Annotated in this window: 17 protein-coding genes; 10 read left to right on the top strand and 7 right to left on the bottom strand. The window is 54.8% G+C overall.

Going from position 1 to position 18,660, the window contains the following annotated elements:
• Window positions 1-32: 32 nt before the first annotated feature.
• Both JFL75_RS09430 and JFL75_RS09425 read right to left on the bottom strand, forming a co-directional pair.
• Window positions 33-467 carry a HigA family addiction module antitoxin gene (locus JFL75_RS09430; RefSeq protein WP_215626432.1) on the bottom strand — a complete coding sequence of 145 codons (435 nt, stop codon included), beginning with the start codon at window positions 465-467 and terminating at the stop codon, window positions 33-35.
• 257 nt (window positions 468-724) lie between these two features.
• Window positions 725-1,621 (bottom strand): cation diffusion facilitator family transporter, encoded by an 897-nt coding sequence (locus tag JFL75_RS09425; protein WP_215626431.1) that lies wholly within the window; start codon window positions 1,619-1,621, stop codon window positions 725-727.
• A 154-nt stretch (window positions 1,622-1,775) separates the two neighbouring features.
• On the opposite strand from JFL75_RS09425, the gene JFL75_RS09420 reads away from it, so the two are divergent.
• The 7 genes from JFL75_RS09420 (at window position 1,776) to JFL75_RS09390 (ending at window position 8,287) form a co-directional block, all read left to right on the top strand.
• Window positions 1,776-2,522: a DUF4184 family protein gene (locus JFL75_RS09420; RefSeq protein ID WP_215626430.1), complete on the top strand. Its 747-nt coding sequence runs from the start codon at window positions 1,776-1,778 to the stop codon at window positions 2,520-2,522.
• Between the two features lie 42 nt (window positions 2,523-2,564).
• The gene (locus tag JFL75_RS09415) at window positions 2,565-3,662 is read left to right on the top strand and encodes a hypothetical protein (protein ID WP_215626429.1); all 1,098 of its coding nucleotides are present in this window, start codon (window positions 2,565-2,567) and stop codon (window positions 3,660-3,662) included.
• Window positions 3,663-3,674: 12 nt separating this feature from the next.
• On the top strand, window positions 3,675-4,205 hold the full coding sequence (locus JFL75_RS09410; protein ID WP_215626428.1) for a DUF7822 domain-containing protein: 531 nt from the start codon (window positions 3,675-3,677) through the stop codon (window positions 4,203-4,205).
• A 12-nt stretch (window positions 4,206-4,217) separates the two neighbouring features.
• On the top strand, window positions 4,218-5,045 hold the full coding sequence (locus JFL75_RS09405; protein WP_215626427.1) for an SIR2 family protein: 828 nt from the start codon (window positions 4,218-4,220) through the stop codon (window positions 5,043-5,045).
• 372 nt (window positions 5,046-5,417) lie between these two features.
• Window positions 5,418-6,443 (top strand): 3-deoxy-7-phosphoheptulonate synthase, encoded by a 1,026-nt coding sequence (gene aroF / locus JFL75_RS09400; protein WP_215626426.1) that lies wholly within the window; start codon window positions 5,418-5,420, stop codon window positions 6,441-6,443.
• Complete coding sequence (locus tag JFL75_RS09395; protein WP_215626425.1) at window positions 6,440-7,303, top strand: prephenate dehydrogenase; 864 nt, start codon at window positions 6,440-6,442, stop codon at window positions 7,301-7,303. Before aroF ends, JFL75_RS09395 begins: the two co-directional genes overlap by 4 nt.
• A 54-nt stretch (window positions 7,304-7,357) precedes the next feature.
• Window positions 7,358-8,287, top strand: a complete 930-nt coding sequence (locus JFL75_RS09390) for an amidohydrolase family protein (protein ID WP_215626424.1) — start codon at window positions 7,358-7,360, stop codon at window positions 8,285-8,287.
• Between the two features lies 1 nt (window position 8,288).
• On the opposite strand, the gene JFL75_RS09385 is transcribed toward JFL75_RS09390, so the two are convergent.
• Both JFL75_RS09385 and leuS read right to left on the bottom strand, forming a co-directional pair.
• Window positions 8,289-9,131 carry an acyltransferase domain-containing protein gene (locus JFL75_RS09385; protein WP_215626423.1) on the bottom strand — a complete coding sequence of 281 codons (843 nt, stop codon included), beginning with the start codon at window positions 9,129-9,131 and terminating at the stop codon, window positions 8,289-8,291.
• Between the two features lie 5 nt (window positions 9,132-9,136).
• The gene (gene leuS / locus JFL75_RS09380; protein WP_215626422.1) at window positions 9,137-11,572 is read right to left on the bottom strand and encodes a leucine--tRNA ligase; all 2,436 of its coding nucleotides are present in this window, start codon (window positions 11,570-11,572) and stop codon (window positions 9,137-9,139) included.
• Window positions 11,573-12,197: 625 nt separating this feature from the next.
• Here leuS and JFL75_RS09375 point away from each other — a divergent pair.
• Window positions 12,198-12,722, top strand: a complete 525-nt coding sequence (locus JFL75_RS09375; protein ID WP_215626421.1) for a nitroreductase family protein — start codon at window positions 12,198-12,200, stop codon at window positions 12,720-12,722.
• Between the two features lie 14 nt (window positions 12,723-12,736).
• On the opposite strand, the gene JFL75_RS09370 is transcribed toward JFL75_RS09375, so the two are convergent.
• A complete protein-coding gene (locus JFL75_RS09370; RefSeq protein ID WP_215626420.1) occupies window positions 12,737-13,366 on the bottom strand; it encodes an HAD-IA family hydrolase in 630 nt (209 codons plus the stop codon).
• 22 nt (window positions 13,367-13,388) lie between these two features.
• Between JFL75_RS09370 and JFL75_RS09365 the strand changes: the two genes are divergently transcribed.
• A complete protein-coding gene (locus JFL75_RS09365) occupies window positions 13,389-14,351 on the top strand; it encodes a C-terminal binding protein (RefSeq protein WP_215626419.1) in 963 nt (320 codons plus the stop codon).
• A gap of 373 nt (window positions 14,352-14,724) precedes the next feature.
• Entirely contained in the window at window positions 14,725-15,648 is a 924-nt protein-coding gene (locus JFL75_RS09360; protein WP_215626418.1) for an ArsR/SmtB family transcription factor, read from the top strand.
• 43 nt (window positions 15,649-15,691) lie between these two features.
• Here JFL75_RS09360 and JFL75_RS09355 read toward each other — a convergent pair whose 3' ends face one another.
• Together JFL75_RS09355 and JFL75_RS09350 are read right to left on the bottom strand one after the other, a co-directional pair.
• Window positions 15,692-17,449, bottom strand: a complete 1,758-nt coding sequence (locus JFL75_RS09355) for a glycoside hydrolase family 2 protein (protein ID WP_215626417.1) — start codon at window positions 17,447-17,449, stop codon at window positions 15,692-15,694.
• The gene (locus JFL75_RS09350; protein WP_215626416.1) at window positions 17,439-18,659 is read right to left on the bottom strand and encodes a family 1 glycosylhydrolase; all 1,221 of its coding nucleotides are present in this window, start codon (window positions 18,657-18,659) and stop codon (window positions 17,439-17,441) included. The genes JFL75_RS09355 and JFL75_RS09350 overlap by 11 nt, the downstream gene beginning before the upstream one ends.
• Window position 18,660 lies beyond the last annotated feature (1 nt).

Here is an 18,660-nt window from a genome sequence, read left to right as displayed (position 1 = left end):
AAGGCCGCTTATGCGGCCTTTTTTCAGCTGTACTATTTCTTTGCTGCCGGAGCTTTCTTTGCTGCCGGTTTAGCGGCAGGTTTTTTTGCCGGAGCGGCTGCTTTTTTCGGAGCCGCTGCCTTTTTGGGGGCTGCCTTGGCGCCGGGTTTGGCCGCAGCTTTGGGCGCCGCGGGTTTCTTGGCCTTTTTCATATTCTTGAGACTCTCTGCGAGTTTCATGTCCTGGGCCAGTTCGAAGAAGTCGTAGTTGTACTGGAGCTCAACCCAGAATCCGGGCTGGTTGCTGAAGTACTTTGACAGGCGCAGGGCCAAATCAGGGGTGAGCTTTTTCTTGTTTTCAAGAATCTGCTTCAGGGTTGCCGCGGGGATACCAGTATCATCCGCGAGCTGTTTTACCTCAAGCTGATACTCCTTCATAAACTTGTTCTGCAGGACACTGCCCGGTGTAGGGGCTGCTTTCTTTGCCATGGAAATGACTCCTTTACTTTGTATTTCAATTGCTATTTATACATTCTATACAACGTAGTAATGTATATTAAAATAATAGAACCTTATTGCGGGTATTGCAACCACTGTAAATTTCTTCGTCGCAGATACCCTTAAATTATGTATCGTCATTTTTCTCAATTTTCTTTATAGCTTCAATTATTTTACTTTTATGAAGCCGCCGTAAAAAACGAACCGTATAAAAGGGTTGATACGTCAACCTGTTCATCCGCCGACTCTTATTCTTCCAGAGGATTGAGCTGTACGGTGCAGTGTTTAACTTTAGGGTAATTCTCTGCCATGGCATTCTGAATGCCTCGGGTAATAGAATGGGCCTGATTCAGAGTTTGGTTACCGTCGGTTAACACCACCACATCCACAAATACCCGGGAAGCAAAGAGCCGCGTCTTGATTCCGCCGATTCCCCCGACTCCGTTCTGGCGGAGGATCATTTCCTTCATACCTTCAACAACCTGGGGATCACAGGAATTGTCGGTAACCTTTTTGATGGCATCCGTAAAAATATCAAAGGCCGCCTTGAGAATAAACAGGGCGATGAGTACTCCCGCCAAGGGATCGAGTACGGGGTATCCCATACGGGCTCCCAGGATACCCAGAAAGCTGCCCACGGAAGAAAGAGCATCCGCGCGGTTGTGCCACGCGTCGGCCATAAGGGCTCCGGAATCGATTTTTTTTGCCCCCCACCGGGTATACCAGAACATTCCCTCCTTTACCACAATAGAAACCAGTGCGGCTGCCAGGGCAAGAACCCCGGGAATTTCCAGGGTATTGTAATTTCCGGAAATCACCTTCTGCATTCCGGAATAACCTATACCCAGACCTACAGCGGCCACTACCGCCGCCAGGATCATGGAAAAAATACATTCAAAACGCTCATACCCGTAAGGGTGTTTGTCATCCGCTTCCTTGCTGGCGATTTTAATACCGATAAGCATGATAATGGTGGTTATAATATCCGTCGCGGAGTGAAAAGCGTCTGAAACCATGGCATCGGATTTTGCGGCGATGCCGGCGAAAAACTTAAAAGACGCCAGAAGAAGATTGAGGACAATGACAACTCCGGCAATACGGAGGGCTATTTTTTCGTTGGATTGGCCGGAAACACTGCTAGCCATGAATAACCTCTTATTTTGTTATAATTAAAATGTAGTATAAAAATCCGGAACAATCCAGGTCCGGTGTTTTTGGTCCTGTCCTGCTGTATTAATTTATCTGTCCGGTGTGGTATAATGAAAACGGGAAAACTGAACACTACCCGGAGGTGATGCAATGCCCTTTACTTTTTCCCATCCCGCGGCGGTTCTGCCGCTGGTTAAATCAAAACGGCTGCCGCTTTCCCTGAGCGCTCTGGTTATGGGGAGTATCATTCCGGACTTTGAATATTTTTTCCGGATGCGCAGCAGTGTGAGCCATACCCTGGCGGGTACTTTGTATTTCAATATGCCTCTGTGTTTTCTTGTTCTGATTCTTTTCCACGCAGTTGTCCGGGATCCGCTGATAACCCATCTCCCTGGTTTTTTAAAAGCCCGGTTCATCCGGTACCGCGGGACGGACTGGCTGCGGTATTTCAGGACCCATTGGATCGCGGTCATACTTTCGGTGCTGATAGGCATTGCTTCCCATCTGTTATGGGACAGCTTTACCCACCGGACCGGTTTTTTTGTGCGCCATTTTTCTATTCTGCAAAAACCTCTGGGCTCTCCGGGGCACCTGATAGCCCTGTACCGGCTTTTCCAGCATTGCAGTACCATTGCCGGCGGTCTGATAATTGCCGGCGCAGTCCTCGCCATGCCCCGGGATTCCCTGCCGGAGGAACAGCCGCGGCGGTGGTACTGGCCGGTCTTTTTTCTGGTTACCGCCGGCTTATTGGTTCTGCGGCGTTTCCTCTGGTCCGGTACGTGGCGCCTGTGGGAGCTGGCGGTGAGTTCGGTCGCCGCCGTCCTCGGGGCGGTGGTAATCGCCGGTATTGTAGATTATCTGCAGAAAAGACGGCTTATCCCTTCCTGCGGCGGATAATTATCCGGCCTGCTTTTGTCGGTACCGGGAGGAGGCTGCTGTATGAACGAATTAAAAGAATATGCAAACGTGAAAACACGGACACGGGAGACGGAATTCGGTCCCATGACCATCCTGGAAACGGAAAACGGTATTTCCGCCCATGGCCAGATCGGCTGGGACGGCAAAACCATCCTGGCCGATTATGTCTATAAAGCTGACGGCACCTACGATCCGGTGTATAGTTTTATTGGCAGTGACGGCATTGCCGGACCACACCTGCAGGAAACCGCGGGAATTCTTCCCAGCCTGTTTCTTGATCCCGGCGGCCGCCCCTGGGTATCTTTGGTCGCTTACGACCCTGACAGGGAGCTGGAAATCACCGTTCCCCTGTTTGGCCGGGCTGAAATGGAAACACCCAAAGGACACCGTCCGTTTCTGGGACGCTGGGCGGGTATCTGCGGTGCCTTTCCGGTTTTCCATGACGCGGATCTGTGGTCGGATACAAAACCGGACAGGCTTCTGCTTATGGAATTCAAAGACGGTGTTTTAAAAAAGCGGCATAATAAAAAAGCCGCCCTTCCCCGGGATAATAAAATATATCCTGACGGTGACAGTCTCCACCTCATTGCCCGGGAAGGGAACTCCTTTCTCCACCGGGAAATAAACGCCGCCGGAGAAGAGCTCCGCCGCCGGACCATTGACCTCGGGGGCCGTTTCTTCCAGCAGGTTCTCAGTCTGAGTTTCGGCGGCCCGTCCCGCCTGCTGGCGGAAGAGGAGGGGAAAATCTCGGTACTGGAGATTGACCGGAACGGTGCTGTTGCGGAACAGGAAATTATGAAAATTGGGGAACCTTTTTTCAATACCTGGACGCCGGCGGCAATAGGACCGGATATACGGGTGATGAGTTTCAACACCCAGGCGGGTAACGGCTGGTTTACCATCCGGGGCGGGGAACTTCTGGAGTTTTTTTACAGCAAAGATGAACGGGGTTTCCGGGAACTTCTTTCCGGCCGAGTACTGGATATGGAGGATGATAAGCTCATTGTTCCGGGCATCAGCCGGACCCGGGAGCTGGCTTACGCCGTGAGTTTTTATTCAATAAAATCAAAAACTGAAAATGAAAAGACCCTGTTTTTACTGAACAGGGCGCTGCGATAGACAGGAGGTACCATGGCAAACCGAAGTTACCTTTACGCCGTAAATTTTGATCCCACGGAGCGGAAGCGTGAGGACGGCGATCCCGCAGCCTCCATCGGGGAATGGAACTACGGAGTTCCCCTGTGTTTCAAACTCCTTCTTTCGGTGAATCCCCGGGAAGTGTCTTCAATCCTGTTTGATTATAAAGATCCCATCGCCGTCATCGGCGAATACCGGCCGGGACTGGAGCGGATGTACGCTTTTATTGAGGAACTGAAAACCAGGGATCTCTATGATACCGCCGAGCTGGAACGGCTTCTCGCGGAAACCCGGAAATTTTTCGCGGGGATTCCGGAGGAACGGTATTTTGTTCTGGAATGCGGGGAGCTGTACCAGATGGAAGACCGGGATTTCGGGGAACAGAACCGGGACCTGCTGAAACAGCTTGGAAACATTGACGGCGAAATTGAACAGTTCTACCGGGACGCGGCGGAACAGCCCAAGGACCGGGACTGGCTCCTGGGATTCGGGGAGTGGTCGGATGTGCTGTATTATTCATTATAATGACGAGGAAACATGGCTGCGGTATTGCTGCTGGGCAACGGAATAAACCGGTTTTCCGCTGATTACTCCTGGGATACTCTGGTAGATCATCTGATCGGCGGATACGGTTCAGGGAAAATTTCCAAGGCGGAAAAACCCTTCACGCTGCTGTACGAGGAGATCCTCTCCCGGGCTTTCCGGGAGGAGCTGATCAAGGATGAAACGGAACTCCTTTCCTTCATCGCGAAGGAAACGGAAAAGATCGAGCCCAACAATTTTCACAATCTTGTGCTGAAAAACTATTCCACGATCCTGACCACCAATTACGACTACGCCGTTGAGAAAGCCGCCGCCGGCAGCGGAGGCCCCTTCGATTCGGAAACCCGGGAGACCCGGTACAGCCTGTACCGGCGGATTGACGCAAAGGGTACCAGTGTGTGGCATATCCACGGGGAGGCCGGTTATCCCCGGACCATCTGCCTGGGATACGAGCATTATTCAGCCTATATCCAAACCATGCGGAACCGCCTGATAAAGCAGGATATTGAACGGAAGAAGGACCCCGGCGGGAACAGTCCCGGGACGTGGATGGATTATTTTTTTGACGCCGACATAGATATCATCGGCCTTTCCCTGGATTTTGTGGAATCAGACCTATGGTGGCTTATTATCCACCGGAGCAGGCTTATAAACAGCGGCCGGGCGGAACGGAAAAACCGGATTCGGTATTTCATCAAAAAAAACGCGGACTACGACGCAAAGACCAAGGCTAAGATCCAGATGCTGGAGGCCAACAATATTGACCTGGCCGAAATCGATGGAAAGGATTACGCCGGGTTTTACGAAAAGTGTTTCGGCTGAAGGCTGCGGCGGCATAGGATAGTTAAAATACCCCGGATCGGGCACCCGCGGATGCTTTCCGGCTTAAAAGACGCTGTACTTCCCCAATATTGACAATCCCGGTTGATTGCCGTACACTTTTGACCAAGGATTTATTGATGAACGATTCCGCGGATAACCGGACAGGACAAACCTTCTCTTCTGCCAGCCAGGCTTACTTTTATTATTTTTATTTGTCCCCAAAAACCGCGGAGTGCAGGGCTTTTAGGATGTGTTCCTAGAAAGCTTCTGATCGCCTTTTAACAGGGAGACTCCGCAGGGAGTCTCCCTTTTTTTATGCCCAAATTTAATCCGCCGGAGCGGATGCATGAATAACGGAGTGAGGAGCAGTATATGATTATCGCAGTGAGGAACGGTACAAAAAAGAAGGACCTGGCAGCTTTTACCGAAGGTTTAAAGCGGCATGGTGTTGATGTCCATTGTTCGGAGGGACAGTCACGGATAATTCTGGGACTTGTGGGGGATACGAGCCGCATCGATGCCGACCGGCTTACAGCCCACCACCTGGTGGAAAAGATTATCCGGGTGGAAGAACCATATAAAATGGCTAACCGGCTTTTCCATCCCGAGGATACCCGCATCACCGTTTATGGCGGAGACGGCCAGCCCCGGTCTGTGGGCGCCGGAACCCTCGCCGTAATCGCCGGTCCCTGTTCAGTGGAAAACCGGGAACAGATAGTTTCGGTGGCCCGGAAGATACAGCAGGCCGGGGCGGGTTTCCTGCGGGGCGGCGCGTTTAAGCCGAGGACCTCTCCCTACAGTTTCCAGGGATTAGGCTGCGAGGGCCTCGACCTGCTTATGGAAGCGAAGCGTGAAACCGGCCTTCCGGTGGTGACGGAACTCATGGCCATTCACCAGCTCGAAGTGTTCGACGGGGTGGATATAATCCAGATCGGAGCCAGGAATATGCAGAATTTCACGCTCCTCAGGGAACTCGGCCGCTGCCGGAAGCCGGTGCTGCTTAAACGGGGTTTAGCGTCCACGGTTTCGGAGCTGCTTATGGCGGCTGAGTACATCATGGCCGGAGGAAACGAAAATATTATCCTCTGTGAACGGGGTATCCGGAGTTTCGACAATTATACCCGCAACACCCTTGACCTGAGCGCCGTGCCCTTCCTCAAGAAAAAAAGCCACCTGCCGGTTATAGTAGACCCGAGCCACGGCACGGGAATAAACTGGCTTGTCCCTGCCATGGCAAAAGCCGCGGTCGCCGCCGGCGCGGATGGTCTCATAATCGAAGTCCACAATGATCCGGAAAACGCCCTCTCCGATGGTGAGCAGTCTCTGACCCCGGAAGAATTTTCTTCGCTGATGGATTCCATCGGGAAATACGCGGCAATGGAAGGGAAGACTCTATGAAAGAGATGGAAAATCTCTGTTACGGGATTGCCGGGCTCGGACTCATGGGCGGGGCTGTCGCCATGGCACTGCGTTCCAAGGTTGTCAGCGGACCGGACGGCCGCATCCTTGCCCATGACATCGACCGGGAAATTCTTGCGGAAGCTGAAACAGTCGGCCTCATTGATGCGGGATTTGCCGGGGCCGCGGACATGCTTTCACAATGCGATGTGGTATTTATTTGCCTCAACCCGGAAGATGCCCTCGCATTCATGAAAAACAATATGGCCGCTTTCCGTCCAGGAACAATCATAACCGATGTCACCGGAGTCAAAAGAACGATCGCGGAATCAATGGAACATGAACTTCCCCAGGATCTCGATTTTATTCCCGGGCACCCCATGGCGGGCAGTGAAAAAGGCGGATTCCGCCAGGCTGCGGCCTGCAGCTTTACCGGGAAAAACTACATCCTCACACCCCTGGCACGGAACCGTCCGGAAAACCTCCGGTTTATCAGGGACCTTATCCTGCGGATGGGTTTCGGCCGGATCACGGAAACCACCCCGGAGGAGCATGACCGGAACATCGCGTTTACATCCCAGCTCTGCCACGTTATCGCTTCTTCCCTGATCGACTGCCAGGATGATACCGCCATAACGCGGTTCGGCGGCGGAAGTTTTGAGGATCTCACCAGGATAGCCATGATCAACGCTCCCATGTGGGCGGGACTTTTTATTGAGAACCGGAATCAGCTTCTCTTCCGTATTGAACAGTTTGAATCGAGTCTCTCCGGGTTCAAGGAATTGATTTCCGGGAACCGTCGGGCGGAACTGGAAAAAAAACTTGAAAATGTCCGCTGCCGCCGGGAAAGTATGGTATAATGAACTATGATCGATTGTCACATCCATTATGTACAATCCGCCGGAGCGGAACGTTTGAATTCAATTATCGAACAATACCGGCTCAGCGGTGTCGCCCTGCAGTGTGTACCGAAAAAGGGTGTACTTTCGGCCGAGGCCGAGGCCTTCGAGTTCGGGAAAACCTGTCCGGTGCCGGTTTATGTATTCGGCGGAATCAATAGGGATGTGTACCGCCTGCCGCGGACCGAACTTTCCTCCGCCCTGGCAGGCGAAGCGGAACGGCTTATGGAAATGGGCTGTACCGGAATAAAAATGCTGGAGGGGAAACCGGATGTGCGGAAGCGCTGGGAAATTCCGGATTTCGACGATCCCCTCTGGGACGCTTACTGGACCTTTCTGGAGGACCGGCAGGTTCCCCTGCTCATCCATGTAAACGATCCCGAGGAATTCTGGGATATTTCCCAGATAGGGGACAGCGCGAAGGCGCTGGGCTGGTACTACGATGAAACGTATATCAACAATGAAGAACAATACCGGCAGATACTGGCCGTTCTGGAACGCCACCGGAAATTGCGCGTCATCTTTGCTCATTTCTTTTTTCTGTCCCGGCAGCTGCCCCGGCTTGCGGAGATTTTCGGGAAGTATCCCAATGTGCGGATCGACCTGACTCCGGGGATAGAGATGTTCTACAATCTTTCGGAACAGGCCGACGCGGCGGAAAAGTTTTTCGTTGAATATCAGGACAGAATCTGTTTCGGTACGGACATCGGGACCGACTGTCTGGTATCAGAGGAAGCGGTCCCCCTTTCAATTAAGGACAGTGAATTCCGGATTAATCTCATACGGGATTTTCTGACCCGGAAGGAAGATTATATTCTCGAGGTGGACAAGGATTTTGTCATGGGCCGGTCTCCCACGGTGATGCACGGCCTCAATCTCCCGGAGAGCATTCTCGAAAAAATATTCGAGAGGAATTTTCTCGATTTTACCAGCCCGGCAAAGTGAGTTATTGCCGGGTTTCCCCGGAATGGAAGCCATAATAAAAAAATCCCTTTCCCTGTCCGATGCGGTTCCCCGCGGTAAGATACGCCTTGGCGCTGCGCTGGAGGTTTGTTCCTTCGGGATAATCCCGGGGATCGTCCAGCACTGTGCCGAAAATGCGTTCTTCCCCCTGGCGGGAATCGAGGGCAACATCGTAAATCCGGTAAGGTTTCTGGAAAGACAGGATATTGCTTTCCGGCGGGAGCAGTTCCGGCAGGCCGGGAAAGAGCAGCCATGAATTGCAGATGAAAACCGGATTTATTCCGCGGAAAAAAAGCAGCGCTTCCCGGTATGATTTTTCGCATTCCTCCGGAACCAGCGGGGCTCCCTGGGGTATATGAACATTGAGAACCAGGTCCCCGGTGCGGAAAACCATCCCCTCCGCTTCAAGATCGAGACTAAGGGCCTGGGGTTCAAACTGGAGCCTTCCAAGCCTGAAAATCCGCAGCAGTATGTGCCGGGGCATCCACCGGGAAACAGCGATACCGTGTTTCCCGGTCTGGCTGAAATAATTTTCATGCCAGAAGAACAGGTCCATGAATGTGCCGAAAAAAATACCTTCCGGAATGTTCCGTTCCCGGTATTCCCCGAAAGCTTCCGCCGAAAGCCTGGCGTACAAAATGAGGAACAACCCCGGACTGTCTTCGGTTTCCTGGACAGCGGCGATAAACCGCTCCTGGTCCCGGAAGAACAAAGCCCGGTAAGCCCGCCAGTCCTTTTCAGCCAGGGGATAGTCCAGGATGAAGCGGAGGGCCTCATCCCGGAACCCTATTTTTTCGCAGAAAACCGCGACCGGCAGGCCTTCCATGGAACTTACTTCACAACAATGTTGACGAGCTTGTCCGGGACAGCGATAACCTTGGCGATTTCCTTGCCTTCGGTCCACTTGAGTATCCCCGGGAGCGCCCGGGCTGTTTTTTCCAGCGCTTCCCTGGGGGTCCCGGCGGCGGCGGTGAATTTATCCCTGACCTTGCCGTTTACCTGCACGACCACGGTAACTTCATTATCGGCGGCGAGCTCTTCGTCAAAAGCCGGCCAGTCCGACAGGGATACCGATCCGGTGTTGCCCATTTTCTCCCACAATTCCTCCCCGAGATGGGGGGCATAGGCGGAAAGCATCTGCACCATGGGCTCCCAGAGTCCGCGGGGAATTTCCGGAAGTTTCGCAAGCTCATTGGAATAAATCATCATGGCGCTGATGGCGGTATTGAAATTGAGGGTAGCCGTATCTTCGGTAACCTTCTTGATGGTTTTGTGCATGAGCTTCATCAGTTCATTGCTGCCGGGCTCATCGGTAAGGGGCTTTTCGCCGGCTGCCCAGAGGCGTTCCAGGAAACGGGAGACTCCGACGAGACCTGCGGTGGTCCAGGGTTTGGAAACTTCCAGGGGGCCCATAAACATTTCGTACATCCGCATGGAGTCGGCGCCGTATTCCCGGACAATGTCATCGGGGTTGATCACGTTCCCGCGGCTCTTGGACATCTTCTGGTTGTCCTCACCGAGGATCATTCCCTGGTTGACCAGCCGCTGGAAGGGTTCTTTTGAATTTACCAGCTTCAGATCGTAAAGCACCTTGTGCCAGAAACGGCTGTAGAGGAGATGGAGGACCGCGTGCTCCGTTCCTCCCACATAGAGGTCCACGGGCATCCAGTAATCGATTTTATCCTGGGCGGCAAAGGCTTTATCATTGTGGGGGTCCAGGTACCGCAGGTAATACCAGCAGGAACCGGCCCACTGGGGCATGGTATTTGTTTCACGCTTGGCCGGTCCGCCGCATACGGGGCAGGTGGTGTTGACCCAGCTGTCGATCCCCGCCAGGGGGGATTCTCCGGTACCCGTGGGAGCGTAGGAACTTACCTCAGGCAGAGTCAGGGGGAGCTGATCCTCCGGCACCGCAACAATGCCGTCCTTGGGGCAGTGGATGATGGGGATCGGTTCTCCCCAGTAGCGCTGGCGGCTGAAGATCCAGTCCCGGAGCTTGTAGTTGACCGCTTTTTTCCCGATACCTTTTTCCTCAAGCCAGTCCGTTATTTTCTTTTTGAATTCCGCCGTGGGGGTTCCGTCAAACTGGCCGGAATTAACCGCCCAGCCGTCGGCGGCGGTACACTCCGCCAGTTCCCGGGAATAGTCCTTTCCCGCCGCGGGCGGCTCGGAAGCGACCACCTGTATTATGGGCAGGCTGAATGTTTTTGCGAATTCCCAGTCCCGTTCATCATGGGCGGGGACCGCCATAATGGCGCCGGTACCGTAGGAGATAAGCACATAGTCCGCGATCCAGATGGGGATCTTCGTGTTGTTTACCGGGTTGATCCCGTAGGCTCCGGAGAATACCCCGGTTTTTACCTTCGCCAGGTCCGTTCGTTCCAGGTCGCTCTTTTTTGCCGCCTCTTCAAGGTAGGCGTCCACCGCGGCTTTCTGTTCCGGGGCGGTTATCTTTTTTACCAGGGGATGCTCCGGGGCAAGGACCATGTAGGTCGCCCCGAAGAGGGTGTCCGGCCGGGTGGTATAGATCTCAAGCTCGTCAGGGTGGCCGTCGATTTTGAAGACGACGTTGGCCCCTTCGGACCGGCCGATCCAGTTGCGCTGCATGAGCTTGACCGGCTCGGGCCAGTCCAGACCGTCCAGGTCCTCCAGAAGCCGTTCGGCGTAGGCGGTGATCTTCAGTATCCACTGGCGGATACGCTTGCGGGTAACCTTGGTGCCGCAGCGTTCGCAGGCGCCGTCCTTGACTTCCTCATTGGCGAGGCCGGTTTTGCAGGAAGGGCACCAATTGATCGGGGTATCCGATTCATAGGCCAGGCCCATTTCAAACAATTTGAGGAAAATCCATTGGGTCCATCTGTAGAACTCCGGACTGGAGGTATCCACCTCACGGTCCCAGTCGTAGGAGAATCCCAGGGATTTTATCTGTTTCCGGTATTTTTCGATATTCTCCGCGGTGGTCACCGACGGATGGGTGCCGGTCTTGATGGCGTAGTTTTCCGCCGGGAGGCCGAAGGCGTCGAATCCCATGGGGTGGAGCACGTTGTATCCGTTCATCCGTAGGTAGCGGCAGTAAATATCCGTAGCGGTATAGCCTTCGGGATGGCCCACATGCAGGCCCTGGGCCGAAGGATAGGGGAACATATCCAGGACGTACTGACGCCTGTCCTTGGGGATTGCCGGATCTTCGGCAGCCCGGAAGGTTTTGTTTTCCTCCCAGAACTTCTGCCATTTCGGTTCGATGGTCTCAAACGGGTACTTAGCCATTGCTGTCTGCAGCTCCTTGTAGGGATAGTCTTTTCCGATAAACCCGAAAAGATCTTCCTTATTATTTTCCTATAATATCCGGCGCCGCGGCTTTGTTTCAAGGTATGGCAGGGCATCCTGCGGTATGCGGTGCCCGGCACAGAAGCATGGAGATGCGTTTTGTGGGGTCCTGTCAGATGAAAAAAACACCCCAAGGGGTATTTCTTTCCATCTGACACCCCGTGTTACCGTTTCACACCATGCTTCTGTGCCGCTGTTCTGTATATACTGCGGGTGCCTTGCTGTGGAGGGGGCTGGGGGTGAGGCCGTTTCCGGGATGATATAGGAGCCTACCTCCCGCGAAGGGCGGCATAGAGCCAGCTAAGACGGAAAGCATCCGTCCGTGACGGTAACACCGGGTGTCGTATACAAAAGGGATTGAGCGACTTTCTAGGCCGAAGGCCGACGAGGAGCCAATCCCTTTTGTATACGACAGGACCCGCGGAACCGGTAAACACGGGTGCTTTCCGGCTTGTCAGCCTCTATGCTACTCCCGCAAATTGACCGGCCGTCCGTTTCGGTCTATGCTTTACGTAACCGCCGTACATAACGTTCCGGCGGTTTTCAGTTAAAAAAGGAGCCCTTCATGACTAATATTTTTAAGCGCCGTTCGGTCAGGAAATTTCTGCCCCAGCCCGTGGAACAGGGGAAAATTACCCGCATCCTCCACGCGGCCATGGAAGCGCCGTCGGCGATCAACCTCCGTCCCTGGGAGTTCCTGGTCGTAACCGATGCCGCCGCGAGGAAGGATATATCCCGGATGAGTCCCTACGCGGGGCCGGCGGAACACGCTCCGGTTATAATAGCTGTCTGCGTTGACCTGACGGCGGCGAAACCCCGGGAAAACGGCGCGAACTGGTGGATCCAGGATCTCTCGGCGGCCACGGAGAATATGCTTCTCCAGATTGTGGATGAGGATCTCGGCGGGGTCTGGCTCGGCTGGTATCCCGACGGGGAACGGGTCCGGGCATTCTCCGGCCGGTTCAGTCTGCCTTCCCGCATTATTCCCTTTTCCCTGGTTGCTTTAGGCTATCCGGAAAAACAGCCCGAAATGGTTAACCGGTTTGATGTATCCCGGGTGCATTACGAAAAATATTCCCCGCCCGCCTGACCGCTCCTGCGTTTTTAGTCCAGAAATTCCAGCAATTCCGTGAGCTCCCGTATTTTAGCGTGGGGCCACTGGGGATGCCGGTTTTCTTCATCAATAAGAATTCCCTTGCCGCCGATGTTCAGAAAACCTTCGACAAAGAGGGGGTAATCATCCACAAAGAGGGTCGTTTCCGGCTCCGCGTCCACCGTTTCCAGGACCCGGCGGAAGGTTTCCGCCGAAGGCTTACCCTTCAGTCCGGCCCAGCGGATGTCGAAAATATGGGAAAAGAGGTCTCTGACGGCGAGCCGGTCCAGAACCCGGTGAACGTGTTCCATGGGTGAATTGGTCAGTATCGCGTAGGGGACCGGAAGCTGCGTGAGGAATGTGCGGAGTTCCGGATCCGGAAAAAGGCTGTCGGCTTCCCCGTCGGGATACGCCGCGGCGTACATGCCGTCGATATCGGTGAAGCCTTTTTCGGCGACCAGCCACTGCATGGTGGTGCCGTATTTGGGAACATGGGTCTGCCGGAGCCGGACCGCTTCATCGATGGGAATGTCAAGAAAATCCGCGAGGAATTTGTTCATCCGTTCTCCCACGGCGTCTTCGACTTTGAAGCGCGGGGAATACAGGGTGTTGTCCATGTCAAACAGTATGTACTTGATCATAGATGCATAGTACCAAAGAAGGATGATGATGAAAATAGTCATAAGCGACGACCGGTTCGGCTGGAATGATGAAGAGGAACAGGCTTTTTCCGGGTTTTCCGCGGAACTGGTTGTTGCGGACTGCCATACCGAACCGGATGTTATCGCCGCCTGTGCCGACGCCGACGCGATTCTTCTTAACCAGGCTCCGGTCACCGCCGCTGTGGTGGAGAAACTGCGCCGGTGCAGGGTTATTTCCCGGTATGGGATCGGCTATGACAATGTGGATATCCGGGCGGCGGAAAAAAAAGGGATATGGGTCACCAATGTTCCCGGTTACTGCACCGAGGAGGTGGCGGAACACGCCCTTGGGATGCTCCTCTGCTGTGTCCGGCGGATTCCCTTTAAGGACCGGGGGGTCCGGCGGGGCGGCTGGAACCTCAACCAGCCGATCAGGCGCATGTCCGGCCGTACCCTGGGGATCCTCGGATTCGGAGCTACCGGCCGGGCGTTCTGGGAAAAAGTGCAGGGCTTCGGGTTCAGCAGGATACTGGTTTGTGATCCCAGCATTGAACGGAAACTGCTTCCGGGTATGTTCGGCGAGGCCGCTTCCTTTGACGATGTTATCGGCTGCTCCGATTTTATTTCCCTCCATCTGCCCCTCCGGGAGGATACCCGGCATATTATAAACCGGCGTACTATAGCGAATATGAAGGACGGCGCCATCATCATCAATACTTCCCGGGGACCGGTAATCAACGAGGATGATCTTATCGAGGCGCTGAATACGGGAAAACTCGGCGCCGCCGGTCTCGATGTATTCGAACGGGAACCGCTTCCGCCGTCGAGCCCCCTGATAGGGATGGATAATGTAATCCTAACCGACCACAGCGCCTATTACAGCCAGGAGGCGGTTTCCATCCTCAAAACCCGCACGGCCATGAACGCCCGGGATGTCCTGGAGGGCAGGGTTCCCAAAACAGCGGTAAACCGGCCCCGGGTTTAAATCACAGGGCAACCGCATTATAATTACGGCCTATCCCCAGAAGCATGGTGAAACCAGGTCCAGGGGTCCCGTCGCATGAAAACAATATCCGCACAGCGGTATTGCTTTTCATACGACACCCCCCGCTGCCTGCTCTGCCCCATGCTTCCGGGCTTATGCTCTATTCATCATGCGGTTGCCCTGCCGTGGGCAGGGTTTCTGGTATGGATGGATGCTTCCGGCAGCGTGCGGGGCCGGTTCCAGGGGGTGCTACTATCCATAAACAAATACTTCTAGTATCGGTACTGTAGTTTCTTTATTACATAATGCGGTTGCCCGGGTTTAAATCGGAATTTCACTGTATTATATCAAGTGAATATGATATAATAATTTCATGGGTCAGAACATACTTTTTGCAACCCTGCAGGATACTCCCGCCATCGCCCGCGCCCTTGATTCAGACCTGCGCCGGAAGATTCTCGGGCTCCTGGAAAAGGGGGACATGAATATCAAGCAGCTCTGCGACGCCCTTGATATTCCCCAGTCAACCTGCACCATGAATGTCCAGATTCTGGAAAAGGCCAGCCTGATTGAAACCCGTCAGGTACCGGCGGAAACCAAGGGAAGCCAGAAAATCTGTTCCATACGGTATGAAAAAATTATCCTGCCCCTGGTCAGCAAAAATGAATACGAAGACAGCCGCGCCATCGAAACGGAAATGCCCATCGGCCTTTTTAATGATTACAGCGTTACCGCTCCCTGCGGCCTCGTTTCCGCGGCGGAGGTGATCGGATTCTACGACTCCGTGGTTTCCTTTCTCAATCCGGCCCGGGCAGGGGCGGAGCTGATATGGTTTTCCTCGGGATATCTCGAATACCGGTTCCCCAAGAACTTCAAGGCCGGCGCGGAAATTGAGGCGATCGAATTCAGCGCTGAACTGTGCTCCGAGTATCCGGGGCACAACGATGAATGGCCGTCGGATATCACCGTCTGGATCAACGGCCGGGACCTGGGCTCCTGGACCGCCCCCGGGGATATGGGCGGGCGGCGCGGGCTGCTCACCCCGAAATGGTGGAACACCAACGACAGCCAGTCGGGATTTCTCAAAACCTGGACGGTGGACCAGCGGGGATCCTGGATGGACGGCGGGCAGCTGTCGAAGGTTACGGTTCAGGATCTTGCTGTTCATTCGTACGATTCGATTGTTCTGCGGATCGGGGTGAAGGAGGACGCCAAGAACCGGGGAGGCATCAATATCTTCGGTTCAAAGTTCGGGAACTTTCCCCAGGATATCCGCCTTACGGTGCGCCTCGGCTGAATCGGCGGCCGGTTTCCCGGCACGCCGGTATGGTTTTATTTTTTTAAGGAAGCAGGGTGAAGATCCTCCGGAGTTCCTTCATAGGGAGTTTTGGTTTCCGGTCGCTGTGCAGCAGACCGTTTACTTCCTGGAACACATCGGTCAGCTGTGTGTAGCAGTACCCCTGGACTTCTTTTACCGAAAGAATGGCCTTCACCAGCTCCTCCAGCCGTGTAAGGAATCCCGCTTCATCCGCCGCGCCGCCGGCGTATCCCCAATTGCCGCCGTCCATGTCCCGGGCAAAGGCGATGCCGCCGAATTCCGTGACCAGCACCGGTTCTCCCTGGTATGAATAGCCGCCGGCGTATGCGAGCCGGTCCCGTGCCGCCCCGCGCATCAGCGCCGGCAGGTCGGCCCAGCGCTGTGTAAATTCCGCGCCGTCCCTGACGTAATCGTGGAGTCCGCATATATCCGACGTGACCTGTTCCCAGCCGTCGTTGGTACTCACCAGCCGGGAGGGATCCATGGATTTCGTCAGATGGTATAAGGAAACCGCGAATTCCTGCTGGACTCTGCTGCTGACGATATTGCGGACTCCCCATGATTCGTTGAGGGGAACCCAGCAGATGATCGACGGGTGGTTCATATCCCGTTCAATAAAAGCCTGCCATTCACTGATAATATGCTTCCGCGAATCCTGGCTGAAATGGTAGGCGCTGGGCATTTCTCCCCAGACGAGGAGTCCCAGGGTATCGGCCCAGTAGTAAAACCGGGGGTCCTCAATTTTCTGGTGGAGCCGCACTCCGTTGAAACCCAGTTCCTTTATCAGCTCCACATCCCGTTTGAATTCTTCGTCCGAAACCGGAGTGACGAGTCCGTCGTCCCAGTAGGCCTGGTCCAGGATGAGCCGCTGGTACAGGGGTTTGTTGTTGAGCAGGATGCGGCCGTTCCTGATTGAGATCTTCCGCATCCCGAAGTAACACGCAACTTCGTCGGTTCCTTCGCTCCCGGCCAGTTTGAATGTGACGGTGTAGAGATTTGGCTTTTCCGGGGTCCAGTAATGGATTTCATCAATGGAATCCTCCTCCCGGATATGGATCGTAAATGAAGTTGACCGTTCCCGGACGGAGAAATCCATGGTCTGGATTGTCCGGCCTTTGAATTGTACAGCTGCCGAACACCGCAGTTCCTGCGCCGGAGCGGCACTGAGCCTGAGACACCCGGAAACACTGGAGCTGTCGATATCCGGGATCAGGCTGATATGCGTACAGTACACATCCGGGACGGCTTCGAGCCATACGGACTGCCACAGCCCCGAGAAAGGGGTATACCAGCACCGGTCCGGTTTTGCTTCCCAGTACTGCTTGCCCCGGGGCTGGTCCGTATCGTTCCGGTCGGTCACCGAGACCACAAGCCGGTTGTTCCCTTTTGCTGACACGGCATCGGTGATGTCGAAGGAGAACGGGGTATATCCGCCGGTGTGGCTTCCGAGCAGGCAGCCGTTGAGCCAGACCTTAGCCTCGAAATCCGCGGCCCCGAAACACAGGAGGATCCGGTTTCCGCCGAAGTTTTCCGGCACCGTGAATAACCGGGAGTACCACAGTACCGGATGGTACGCGGTGTCGCCGATCCCGGAGGCGGCGCTCTGATAGGGAAACGGCACGGTGATGGTGCCGGTGAAATCGCCGTCCCGGTGCCAGTTTTGGGCTTCCCCGGTTTCGCTGTCGTCGAAGGCGAAATTCCAGGTACCGTTGAGGCTGTGCCAGATGTTCCGTTTAAAGTCAGGCCGCGGGTATTCGCTCCGGGGCAGGTTACTTTCCATTTTCCCTTTCCTTATACGCTGAAATTATGTCCCGGTAGAGCGGGACACAGGCGTTCGCGTTCCGTTCATGGTCCCAGAACCCGAACCGGGCTTTGAAGTTTTCCTTGGGGCCCGGATTTATCCGGTATTCCCAGTCGTACATATCGATCACCGGAAACCAGGTATAGCCGATCAGGGGCAGCCCCTCCCGGTTAAGCTGCACCGCCAGGTCCGCGGATTCCCGGAGCCACCGGAGTTTCATGTCCTGGTCGTCCCGGATGCTCGTCTCGGTGATGATCATGGGGCAGCGGTATTTTTCGTACCGTCTTTCCACGATACGCCGGAGATCTTCGGTCCATTCCTGATGGTTCCGCCGTTCCATGCCGCCGCCTTCCCCGGTGTACAGTTCCTGGAAAGAAAACTGCGGATAATAATTTATTCCCATGATATCGATGGGCCTTCCGTTGGCGGAGAAGAAGTCAAGGTCCTTCTGCGTCATGCCGTGGTCCAGCAGAAACGGCCGGATCGGTTCCAGGGCCTCCATATCGCCGGTGAGGAAATCGAAATACATGGACTGAACGGTCCGTTCCAGCAGAGCCTGTTCCTCGTACCGCGGCTCCGCCGCCACCGCACCGCCGGAACATTCAACCTCAACGCAGAGGATCCCCGCTTCCTGGAGCAGCTTCGTCTGCCGGAGTCCGCCGTACACGATTCCCCTGAGCACCCGGACGTACCCGTCCCAGCCTGTGCCGTAGGGCGGCCACTGGCCGCGGCTGCCGGCAAACTCGCAGGCCGTATGGGGTTCGTTGAAGGGTGTCGCCATGGTGAGCCATTTTCCGTACCGTTCGATAACCCGGGCGGTGTATTCTTCAACATAAGCCGGATAATCGGGATCGACAAAAGCATGTTCCAGCCAGCGGGGAGTGCCGTAGTGCATCAGGTCGAGGATCACGGTGATGCCCTTTTCTTCGGCGAGATAGGGGATCGTTTCGTCGGTCCAGGTCCAGTCCCATTTATTTTTTTCGGGGTTCACCCTGTACCAGGGCATGCCCCAGCGAAGCCCGTCCACCCCGAGGTTCTGCACCCGGTCGAAGTCCTCTTTCCATTGGCCGTAATGGCCGGTCAGTTCGTATTCATCCAGGGTCTTTCCCGTGGCGGGGAAGGGGTCCGCTATGAAAGTATCCTCGATACCCGCGCACCAGAGAAACTTCGAGGTGTCAGCTTTGTTCATG

It is taken from the genome of Breznakiella homolactica (assembly GCF_016616095.2).
GTDB classification, from domain to species: domain Bacteria; phylum Spirochaetota; class Spirochaetia; order Treponematales; family Breznakiellaceae; genus Breznakiella; species Breznakiella homolactica.
The sequence above is the reverse complement of the archived record's forward strand: the minus strand, read 5'-3'. Positions and strand labels throughout refer to the sequence as shown.